General features: G+C 73.7%; 10 protein-coding genes. 6 read left to right on the top strand and 4 right to left on the bottom strand.

Translation table 11 applies throughout. From position 1 onward, the window contains the following. Positions 1-46: 46 nt before the first annotated feature. On the bottom strand, positions 47-880 hold the full coding sequence (locus tag ACFRAR_RS36890) for a PIG-L family deacetylase (RefSeq protein WP_380704499.1): 834 nt from the start codon (positions 878-880) through the stop codon (positions 47-49). 183 nt (positions 881-1,063) lie between these two features. Here ACFRAR_RS36890 and ACFRAR_RS36885 point away from each other — a divergent pair, with 183 nt between their 5' ends. Then, positions 1,064-1,366: an SAM-dependent methyltransferase gene (locus ACFRAR_RS36885; RefSeq protein WP_380704497.1), complete on the top strand. Its 303-nt coding sequence runs from the start codon at positions 1,064-1,066 to the stop codon at positions 1,364-1,366. A gap of 249 nt (positions 1,367-1,615) precedes the next feature. Here the strand turns inward: ACFRAR_RS36885 and ACFRAR_RS36880 are convergent, their stop codons facing one another. Further along, positions 1,616-3,454, bottom strand: a complete 1,839-nt coding sequence (locus ACFRAR_RS36880) for a hypothetical protein (protein ID WP_380704495.1) — start codon at positions 3,452-3,454, stop codon at positions 1,616-1,618. A 246-nt stretch (positions 3,455-3,700) separates the two neighbouring features. Between ACFRAR_RS36880 and ACFRAR_RS36875 the strand changes: the two genes are divergently transcribed. The 3 genes from ACFRAR_RS36875 to ACFRAR_RS36865 are packed head-to-tail and all read left to right on the top strand — an operon-like array spanning position 3,701 to position 6,465. Continuing rightward, the gene (locus ACFRAR_RS36875) at positions 3,701-4,678 is read left to right on the top strand and encodes an HpcH/HpaI aldolase/citrate lyase family protein (RefSeq protein WP_380704493.1); all 978 of its coding nucleotides are present in this window, start codon (positions 3,701-3,703) and stop codon (positions 4,676-4,678) included. Positions 4,679-4,680: 2 nt separating this feature from the next. Next, entirely contained in the window at positions 4,681-5,916 is a 1,236-nt protein-coding gene (locus ACFRAR_RS36870; protein WP_380704491.1) for an aminotransferase class I/II-fold pyridoxal phosphate-dependent enzyme, read from the top strand. A gap of 18 nt (positions 5,917-5,934) precedes the next feature. Continuing rightward, complete coding sequence (locus ACFRAR_RS36865; protein ID WP_380704489.1) at positions 5,935-6,465, top strand: MaoC family dehydratase; 531 nt, start codon at positions 5,935-5,937, stop codon at positions 6,463-6,465. 53 nt (positions 6,466-6,518) lie between these two features. Here the strand turns inward: ACFRAR_RS36865 and ACFRAR_RS36860 are convergent, their stop codons facing one another. After that, positions 6,519-7,565, bottom strand: coding sequence for a zinc-binding alcohol dehydrogenase family protein (locus tag ACFRAR_RS36860; RefSeq protein ID WP_380704487.1), 1,047 nt, complete (start codon positions 7,563-7,565; stop codon positions 6,519-6,521). A gap of 14 nt (positions 7,566-7,579) precedes the next feature. After that, entirely contained in the window at positions 7,580-8,905 is a 1,326-nt protein-coding gene (locus ACFRAR_RS36855) for a peptide ligase PGM1-related protein (protein ID WP_380704485.1), read from the bottom strand. A gap of 312 nt (positions 8,906-9,217) precedes the next feature. Here ACFRAR_RS36855 and ACFRAR_RS36850 point away from each other — a divergent pair, with 312 nt between their 5' ends. Both ACFRAR_RS36850 and ACFRAR_RS36845 read left to right on the top strand, forming a co-directional pair. Beyond that, on the top strand, positions 9,218-9,508 hold the full coding sequence (locus tag ACFRAR_RS36850) for a hypothetical protein (protein ID WP_380704483.1): 291 nt from the start codon (positions 9,218-9,220) through the stop codon (positions 9,506-9,508). A gap of 130 nt (positions 9,509-9,638) precedes the next feature. Further along, on the top strand, positions 9,639-10,389 hold a 751-nt coding region (locus ACFRAR_RS36845), incomplete at its 3' end, for a hypothetical protein (protein WP_380704481.1).

The raw sequence follows: 10,389 nt of genomic DNA, 5'->3' as shown, positions 1-10,389 counted from the left end.
CAGCGCCCGGGGTGCCGGCCGCCGAGGACCGCGACGCGCGAGGGGATCAGCGCAGGCCGGCGAAGAGGTCGTCCTCCGGCAGGGGCGCGCCGGTTCCGTCCTGGACCCGCACGAAGGTCTCCGTGCCCATCAGTTCGGTGAACCGCTCCCGGCCCATCTTCAGGAAGAAGATGTTCTCCCCCTGGCTGGCGTGCGCGGCCAGGGCGTCGAACTTCCGGCCGCCGAACCCGGTGGTGTCCACCCAGGTGGTGATCTCCTCGTCGGGCAGGCCGAACGGCGGCAGCTCGGACGCCTCCGCGGCGTCCGGCTCGTCCCAGTCCGCGCCGAACTCCCGCATGACCTCGCCGAACCGCCGCAGCGCCGAGCGCGGCGCCGTCGTCCAGTAGACCTTCGGCGTCAGCCCGGCCAGCTCCACCGCGGCCATGGTGACGCGGTGGGCCTGGATGTGGTCGGGGTGGCCGTAGAAGCCGTTCTCGTCGTAGGTGACGACGACGTCGGGCCGGTAGTGCCGCATCAGCTCGGCGAGGCGGGCGGCGCCGTCCGCCACCGGCGTGCTCCAGAAGGATCCGGGGGCGTCGTTGCTCGCCCAGCCCATCATCCCGGAGTCGGCGTACTCCAGCAGTTCCAGGTGGCCGACCTCCAGCACCTCGCAGCTGGCCTCCAGTTCCCGGCGGCGCATCGCGGCGACGGCGTCCGGGTCGTGGCCGGGCTCGCCCGGCTTGACCCCTCCCGGTCCGTCGCCGCACCTGCCGTCCGTACACGTGACGAGGACCGTGCGGATGCCCTCCGCCGCGTACCGGGCGAGGACACCTCCCGTCCCGGTGGCCTCGTCGTCGGGGTGGGCGTGCACCGCCATCAGCGTCAAAGGCCGGTCAGCCATGGAATTCTTCCTCCGGTCAGGGGGTGTGCTCGCCCCAGTCTGCGCCACGGGGGGCGACTGGCCGCTCGCGGCCCCCGGCCCGGGCCGGAGGCCGGTCGACACCACCCCTCGGGTTCCGGGGCGGCTGGGGACGGTTCTCCTACGATCGGCTGGACAACGGACCCCGGCGACGGATTGGTTCCCATGACCGATCGCAGCGGCAGGATCGACCGGTCGAAGCCCGGCATCGCCCGCGTCCACGACTACCTGCTCGGCGGCGAGGACGACTACCCCGTCGACCGCGAGGCCGCGGCCGCCGGCGCACCGACGAGGAGATCCCCGGACTGTTCGGCGACCTCGAACCCCTCGAACCGGGGCTGGCGCCGTGCCCGCTGTGGCGTCCGGACGCGGATCCCGGCGACGGCGTCGCGCGGGAGGGCGACCCTGTCGGTGTGGGAGCGGCTGATCTCCTGCGGGCCGGCCCGCAAGGCGCCGGTGACCGCCTGAACAGGCACGACCGGCGGGGAATTCCGGAATGGATTGTTCGCCGGGCCGGCTCGGGCCTGCCGCGGTGTCACGGAAATCACCGACCGGGAACCCGAATTCGCCATTCGAGGGGCCGGGATCGCCGTCGATCCACCCGGACGGCCGACGGCGGTGCGAAGAGCTCGATCGGTGCCGAACGGGCCGTCGCTCCTCCCGTTGTTCGACGCCGTTCTTCCGGCACCGATCAATACCCGGACGCGTGACCGGTGTTCACCACCGCCAGGCCCGGCGGATCCGGTTCCCACCCGCCAGGGCCAGCAGCGCCCCGCCCGCCGCGGCGACCCCGGCCACCGCCAGGTTCTGGCGCTGCGCCCGGCGCCGGTCGGCGACGACGGCCCGGGCCGAAGCCGCCAGGAAGGCCCGCTCGACCCCGGCCGCGGCCAGTTCGCCGGCCGTCACCCTCCGCATCAGCTCCTCCAACCGCACGCCCCGGTACAGCAGTTCCGGATCCCGGTCGGCGGCCGCCCAGCCCCGCGCGGCCGTGGTCAGCCGCAGCTGCTCCCCCAGCACCTCGCGGCCCTCCGCCAGCCAGCCGCGCAGCCTGGGCCAGGCCTGCGCCAACGCCTGGTGGGACAGTTCGACGGTGTCCCGGTCCACCACCACCAGCCGCGCCCGGACCAGCCGTTCCAGCACCTCGGGAATGCCGGGATCGTCGAACTCGGCACGCCGCACCGGCCTTCGGGTGCACTCGTCGCCACCCGGCACCAGCTCGCCGCCCGGGCTCAGGACGCCGCCCACGGCCGCCGCGCCGCCGCCGACGTTCCCCTCGCCGCCCTTCTCGCCGGCGCCGAGCAACTCCCCGCCCAGCCGCAGGAACACCGCCTGCGCCCGGGCCCGGTCGGAGGCCTCCAGGCCGTTGTACAGCGCCTCCGCCGTCCGGGCCAGCGCGCCCTCGAAGCCTCCGGTGGCCTGGAACCCGGCCAGCGTCAGGGCGTTGCCGCTGCGCCGCCGCCAGGTCTCCAACAGGGCCGCGGACACCAGCGGGAGCGCCCCCGGCTGCTGCGCGACGGTCGAGATCAGGACGGCCAGCAGGGCGCCCTCGACCGTGCAGCCGGACCGTGACGCCGGCTCGGTGATCGCCCGCCGCAGCTCGTCCGGCGCCGGACGCCCCACCGTCAGCACCCCGTGCCGACCGGCCTCGGCCAGCCCCGGGTGCTCGGCCAGCAGCGGCGCGCACTGGTCCGAGCGGACCACCAGCACCACCCGGCAGCGGGCCGGCGCCGACACCGGCAGCCCGTCCGCCGCCTCGCCCGGGCCGCCCGCGGCGGTCGCCACCAGCGCGTCCAGGAAGCGCGCCCGCTCGGCGGCGTCCCGGCAGCGGGTGCGCAGCTGCTCCCCCTGGTCCACCACCAGCACCGGCTCCCCGGCCGTCGGTCCGGAGGCGCCGCGCGTCGCCTCCCCGCCCCGCTGCCCCAGCCGGGCGAGCGCCAGCGCGTACGCCTCCATCGGCCGTTCACCGGGAGTCAGCAGCGCCACCGGCACACCGCCGTCGGCCGGGGGCCGGCCCGCCCCGCCCCCGGCCCCGGTTCTCCCGGCGGCCGCACCGGCGGCGAAGCGCCCGTCGAGCCGGGCCAGCAGGCCCGCCCTGACCAGCGAGGACTTGCCCGCTCCGGACGGCCCGGAGACGATCACCAGCCGCCGTTCGGCGAGCAGCGCGACCAGCCGCTCCAGCAGCGCCTCGCGGCCGAAGAACCGCTCGGCGTCGACCGCCTCGAACGCGGCCGCGCCCGGATAGGGCGCCCGTCCGACCTCCTGGGCGCGCCGCCGGGCGGCGGCCCCGGCGGCCAGTTCGGCGGCGAGCAGCTGCCAGCGGTGCCGCCACTCCGGCACGTCCCCGTCGCAGGCCTGCACGTAGGCGAGGGTGACGGCGAGGCTGGGCAGCCGCCGACCGCCCGCGGCCACCGACAGGCTGGCGGCCGAGCAGTGGGCCCGGAGGGCGAGTTGACGGTACGGCGGGCTCCCGGCGCGCTCCCGCAGGGCCCGCAGATCACCCGCGAAACGCAGCAGCGGCCCGTCCCCAGGGTCCAGTGGACTTTCCCGACGCGGCACGACGGCCCCCTTCTCCGGAGAAGCGGTGTCCCCCGACTACCTCTGTTCCCATGCGTCACACGCGCCGCGCGCGCCCCGTGCCCATCCCCCCCGTTGATTCATCATGCACACCACCGTTGGCGTCAAACAATGGGGCGGACGGGCCGGTTGTTCCGAGTTGTTGTTCAATGTCCACTCATACGGCGCCGAACAATGCCGGTGGGATAGAACCGGAACCCGCAGCCTTCGCTGACTTCGGAGATATCCATGAGGTTCACGCGGTACTGCCGTTCCCTCCTGTCCACACCCGCGATGGCGGTGGAGCGGTACACCAAGAGCCACCAGTCCGGCGCCGACATCGCCATGGTCGATCTTGAGGATTCGGTCCCACCCGCCCTGAAGGAGGAGGCCCGCCGGCTCGCCGAGGAGTTCTTCGCCCTCCCGTCCACCAAGCTCGCGCGCAGCGCGGTGCGGATCAACACGCTCTCCGGACCGGACGGCCTGTGCGACCTGATCGCCATCACCCGGTACCGCGTCAAACCGGACCTGGTGCTGATCCCGATGGCGGAGTCACCCCGGGACATCGAGATCGCCGCCGGCGCGCTCGGCGCCCACTGCCCCGGGACGGAGTTCCTGGCCGTCGTGGAGACCCCGCTGGGCATCGAGCACGCGCCCGCCATCGCGGCCGCCGGACACCGGCTGCGCGGGCTGGTCTTCGGTTCGGCCGACTACGCCTTCGCGGTCGGCGCCCGGCTCTCCTGGGAGGCCCTGGCCCACGCCCGCGCCCGGGTGGTCAACAGCGCCCGCGCCGCGGGGATCGAGGCGATGGACGCCCCGTTCTTCGAGGTGACCGACCTCGCCGGCCTGCGCCGGGAGGCCCAGCTCGCCCGGGACTTCGGGTTCAGCGGCAAGATCGCCGTCCACCCGCGCCAGCTCCCGCTGATCAACGAGACGTTCAGCCCGGACGAGGCGCTGCTGGAGCGCGCCCGCCGGGTGGTCGCGGCGGGCCTGGAGAACGGCCGCTCGGTCACCGTGGTGGACGGGGTGATGGTCGGCATGCCGTTCTTCGAGGCCTCCCAGCGCCTGATCGAGCAGTTCGACCCGCCCCGGCCCGACGACCGGCCCGACGACCGGCTCCGGCCGGAGAGTCCGCGCGACCCCCGGGAACACGCGCGGGAAGACGTGCGGGAAGACGCGCGGGACCAAGCACCCACCGACCCACCGAGCCACACGACGGAGAAGTGACGATGACCGAAGAATCCATCCTCGGCCCCCGCCGGTACCGCAACGCCGAGGCCATGCTGGCCACCGCCGACCCGGTCTGGCAGACGGCCGCCGCCAACGGCCTGATCGGCATCACCGCGGACTCCGAGTCCAACAACCGGCTGATCGTGCGCGAGACCGGCCACGAGTTCGCCAACATGGTCTCCTGCTCGTACCTGGGCCTGAACGACCACCCCGCCGTCCTGGCCGGCGCGGTGGACGCGCTGACCGAGTCCCGCACCACCTCGCTGGTCATCTCCACCACCCGGATCCGGCACACCCTGCTGGTGCGGCTGGAGGAGGAGCTGGGCGAGCTGTTCGGCGCCCACGTGCTGCCCGGGGCGTCCTGTAGCTCGCTCACCGCCGGCATCCTGCCACTGATCGCTTCCGGCCACCTGGACGGCACCTGCCAGGGCGGCGGCGGACCGCGGGTGATGGTCTTCGACCGTTTCTGCCACTTCTGCATGGCCTACATGAAGCCGGTCTGCGCGGACGAGTCGCTGGTCCTCAACTGCCCGCACAACGACCTGAACTACCTGGAGGACGTCTGCCGCAAGTACCCCCGGGTCGCCTACGTGGCCGACGGCGCGTACTCGATGGGCGGCACGGCGGCCCTCGACGGGCTGCTCGAACTCCAGGACCGCTACGGGCTGTTCCTCTACATCGACGACTCCCACTCGCTGTCCATCGCAGGCGAGCACGGCGAGGGCTTCGTGCGCTCCCGGCTGGAGATGAACCCGCTGACGGTGATCACCACCAGCCTCGGCAAGGGCTTCGGCACCAGCGGCGGCATCGCGATGCTCGGCAACCGCGAGCAGTTCGAGTTCCTGCACCGGCACGCCGGCCCGGTCGGCTGGTCGCAGAACATCCCGCTGCCGCTGGTCGGTGCCTCGCTGGCCAGCGCCGCCATCCACCGCTCCCCCGAACTGGCCGAACTCCAGGCGAAGTTGACCAGCAACATCGAGCTCTTCGACGAGCTGCTGCCGACCACCTTCGCGGGCAACGGCCTGCCGGTGCGCCGGGTCGACGTCGGGGAGGCCGAGCGGGCGGTCAAGCTGTCCGCCCAGCTCTTCGAGCGCGGCTTCTACAGCTCGGCGGTGTTCTTCCCGATCGTACCCAAGGGCGAGGCCGGGCTCCGGCTGATGATGCGCGCCGACATGGACGAGCGGCTGATCCGCGAGTTCGCCGGCCACGTCAAGGAACTCACCTCCGACCTCTAGGACTTGGGAGCAGCCGCGATGGAATCGACCGAACCGGCCGGCTACCGGCTGATCGGCGAGCGCCGCTACCGCGAGGTGGTCGGGCGCTACTACGAGGAGTTCGAGGTCGGCGAGGTGGTCGAGCACCGCCCCGGGCGGACCGTCACCGAGCTCGACAACGTGCTGATGAGCATGCTGAGCATGAACGACGCCCCGCTGCACATCGACGCCGCCTACAGCGAGCACACCCCCTGGGGCAAGCCGATCGTCTCCAGCCTGGTGACGCTCAGCATCGTCGGCGGGATGACCGCCCGGTCGACGAGCGGGCGCACGATCGCCAACCTCGGCTGGGAGAACATCCGGATGACCCACCCGGTGTTCGCCGGCGACACCCTCTACGCGGAGACCGAGACCCTCGCCAAGCGGCTGTCCAAGAGCCGCGCCGGGCAGGGCATCGTCCGCTGCCGCACCACCGGGACGAAGTCCACCGGCGAGCCCGTGGTGGTCTTCGAGCGCAGCTTCCTCGTGCCGCTGCGCGGCCACGGACTGGACGAGGTCACCGGTTACTGACGGACCGTCAAACCTGGGGGGAGGGGCCGAAACAGCCCCTCCCCCCGGGGCGTTCACTCCTCGCCGCGGACGTCCACCAGCACCTTGCCCACCGTCTGCCGCGCGGCCATCGCCCGGTGCGCGCCGGCCACCCCGGACAGCGGGACGGTCCGGTCGATCCGCGCCACCAGCCGCCGTTCGACGGAAAGCCGGAACAGGTGGCCGGCGACGTCCTCGAACAGCTTCCGGTCGGCCAGGACGTGCTTGAGCCAGAAGCCCTGCGCGCCCGCCGAGCGCTCGGTCAGCTCGCCCATCGTGAAGCTGTCCTCCACCCCCTCCCGCGCCCCGACCGACACCAGCCGCCCGAAGGGGGCCAGCGCGGCCAGCCCCGCGCGCAGCACCGGGCCGCCGACCGAGTCGACGAACAGGTCCAGCCCGCCCTCCTGACCGAGCCGCCCGGCCAGGTCGGGGTCCTCGGGGTCGAACACGGCGTCGGCGCCCAGCGAACGGACGAACTCCCGCTTCTCCGGGGTGGAGGCCAGGGCGACCACCCGGCCCGCGCCCAGCTCCCTGGCCAACTGCACGGCCAGATGGCCGACCCCGCCCGCCGCCGCCGTCACCGCGACGGCCTCGCCCGGCCGCAGCCGTCCCGCCAGGGCCAGCGCGCCGTAGGCCGTCGCCCCCTGCTCCAGCAGTCCGAGCGCCTGCTCGTCGCTCACCCCGTCCGGCACCTCCACCGTGTGCGCCGCCTCGGGTGCGGCCACCCGGGCGTACCCGCCGCCGGCGCGCAGCAGCGCGACGACCCGGCGGCCGTCCTCGCGGCGGCGCCCGACCACGTCGATGCCGAGCACCGCCGGCAGCGGGAGGCGCAGGTACTCGCCGGTGCGGCACTCCAGGTCCGCGTAGTTGAGCCCGGCCAGGGTCACGTCGACCAGCACCCGGCCCGGGCCGGCCTCCGGTTCGGGCACCGTCTCGATGCTCAACTCCTCGGGCCCGCCGTAGCGGTGGATCACCAACGCGCGCATCCCGCTGCCACCCATGTCCGCCTCCGCCTCGTCCGTGTCCATGCCGGTCGTCTCCGCACCGGTCGCGTCCGCGCCGGTCGCGTCCGCGCTGTTCACGTCCGCACCGCGCCTCATCCGGCGAACAGCGCGAGCAGCGCGGCCTCCAGCGCGCGAACGGCCTCCGGGGTCTCGGCGACCGCGCAGTACGTCACCGTGCCGTTGGCGGGCCCGAGGTCGCAGCTGTACAGCACGCCGGTTCCGGCCACCGGGTCGAAGGCCAGCCCGGCCGCGACCAGCGCCGCCAGGGCCTCGGTGAAGGAGGGCACCGTGGGGCCGGCGAGCTCCAGCACGTAGCGCGAGCCGCGGTGCTCCTCGCGCAGCAGGCGGCCGAGGACGACGTCGTGCGGGAAGCTGGAGCCGGTGAGCCGGGCGTTGGTCTCGTGGAAGTAGATCTCGCCCTTGGGGGTCAGCACGGCGTCCGCGCTGAGCGTTCCCCGGTAGCCGATCACCCGCAGCGCCTCGCACAACCGGGCGGCCTGGCCGACGAGTTCGGCGTGGACGTCGGCGTCCGCGCTGACCGCCGGGGTGATCTCCCCGACCACCACCGGCCGCATGATCATCTCGCCGCAGCCGGCGAGCCGCGCCGCCGTGTCGTCGATGACGAACTGGGCGTACAGCGGCGCGGAGTCGGCGAAGTACCGCTCCACCACCACCCGTCGGCCCCGGCCTCCGGTCAGCCAGGTCCACCGCTCGGCCACGTACCCGGCCACCGCCGCCCGGTCCGGCAGCGGCACCACCCGCTCGGCTCCGATCGCCGTCACCCGCTCGTCCCGGGCGAGGATCTCGTTGCCGAGGCCGCCGCCCTGGTACTCGACCTTCACCATCACGCTGTGCCCCTGCGCCAACAGGTGCTCGATCCCCGCCTCGACCTCCGCGGGCGAGCCGGCCACCGTCCCGGGCGGGATCGGCACCCCGACACCGGCGGCCACCGCCCGGAACCCCGCCTTGCTGTTGAGCAGCGCGTTGCCGCCCTGCGCGGCGAAGGGCGCGCCGGGCAGGGCGTGCGCCACGCCGACCGCCTCCGCCAGTTCGGCCACCAGGCGGTTCGGCACGATGGGCAGCACCTCGTCGACGGTGCGCCCGTCCAGGGCGCGGCGCAGTTCCGCGCGGAAGCCGGAATCGGCCAAACGGTCGGCGGTGAGCACCTGGTCGCCCTGGGCCCCCGGCGGCGGCACCACGAAGGTCAGGCTCCCGGCCCGCACGCCGGTCACGCCGGTGACGTACGCCAGGTACTCGGGGTCGGGGCGCGTGGGCAGCACCAGGACGTCGCCGTCCTCGGCCCACCAGAGCATCCGCTGTGCCCCGCACCCGGCGGCCAGCCGCTCCGGCGGTGTCATCCCGGCGAGGTCCCCGATCATCTCCTCGGTGCGGTTGTTCGCGATGCTGAGCGTCGTCATCTGGCTGCTCTCTCCCGGCGGTCGTCGCTGTCGTGACGTGTGCTACCGGTGTAGCGCACCGGGGTTGTTCCGGTTCGGCCCTCGGTCAATGAACTAAACCGCGAACAACCGGCGGCCGCGCCGGACCCCGGGCCGGGAGGGGCCGAAGGCCCCGGGCCGGAACGATCGGAAGGCCCTGGACGAGCGATCAAAATTGGTCTACTCCAATCTTGTCTTGAATGCGTCGTCACAGCGGGCTCCGTCCTACAGTTCACTGTTCCTTCCGAGCGGCCGGGTGCGCTGCCGGGTGGTCGGTCAAGCTGGAGGGTCGGGATGCCGAGATCCGTTCGCTGTCTCATTGCCGCGGTCGCCGCCGCGTTCGGTGCCGTCGCGGTGGCAGCCGTGCACGTCCGGGACTGGGTGCCGCTCGCACCCGCGCTGTGCGTGGACGCACTCGTCGTGATCGGCTGGTCGTCGCTGCTCGCCCTGGTGGTACAGCGGCAGCCGGCGCTGGACCCGGCGGTGGACGACGGCGGCGGGCGGTTCCACCGGGCCGACGCGCTCCTCGGAATGGGCGGCGAACCCCGCGCGACCTCGCACTGGAGGGGCCGCCACTGGCCGTGACCCGGCCGAAACGGGTGGCTCAAGATCACCTGACGCCCTTTCCGCCGCGGGCCGCTCCTGCCACCATGGCGCGAGAACCCGGAGACGAGGGAGAGTCAAGGTGCCGACGGTACGAGTGAGTTCAGCGGTGATGACCCACCCGGTACGCCTGGTCCAGGCCCAGGAGCTGGCCGATCGGCTCGGCCTCGACGGCCTGGCGCTGGATCCCGATCCGGACGGTCCGCCGTCGGCGCTGCTGACGGCCCTGGTGGCCTGGGCCGCGGTGGGCACCGGGGCGAGCCACCACCTCGTCGTCCAGGACGACGTGTCCGCCCCGGAGAACATGGTGGAGCTCGTCGGCCGCGCGGCCACCCGCTTCCCCGACGAGGCCCTGGTGTACTACACCAACTGGCACGCGCGCAACGGCGGCGCGTCCCGGCTCGCCGCGCTCGCGGGCGCCTCCTGGGTGCGGGCGGTGCCCGACGAGTTCACCCCGTCGCTCGCCGTCTGCCTGCCGGTCGACACCGCGGACGACTTCCGCAAGTTCGCCACCGGCAGCGACGAACGGCACGACGACGAGCTCTTCTCCGTCTTCTTCCGCGCCCGCGGCCGGATGAGCCTGATCGCCGTGCCGAACGTGGTCGAGCACATCGGTACCAGCAGCATCAACGGCCATGCCACCCAGGGCATCCGGCTCGCCGTCTGCCCCGTGGACGCCGCCGACGCCGCACCGCTGCTGGAGCGGGGCCGGGTCCTGGAGGAGCCGGGCTGGATCCCCTACATGCGCTACGGCGAGGGCTACATCCGGCTGGTCGGCCAGGAGCACGGTCCGGACGGCGGGCGCGGCCACCACCGGTGGCGCGACGCCCTGCCGATGACCGGCCTCGACGAGCGGACCGTGC

This window comes from Kitasatospora sp. NPDC056651, assembly GCF_042792155.1.
GTDB lineage: Bacteria > Actinomycetota > Actinomycetes > Streptomycetales > Streptomycetaceae > Kitasatospora.
Note: the sequence above shows the minus strand (reverse complement) of the source record. Positions and strands in the feature narration are given on the sequence as shown.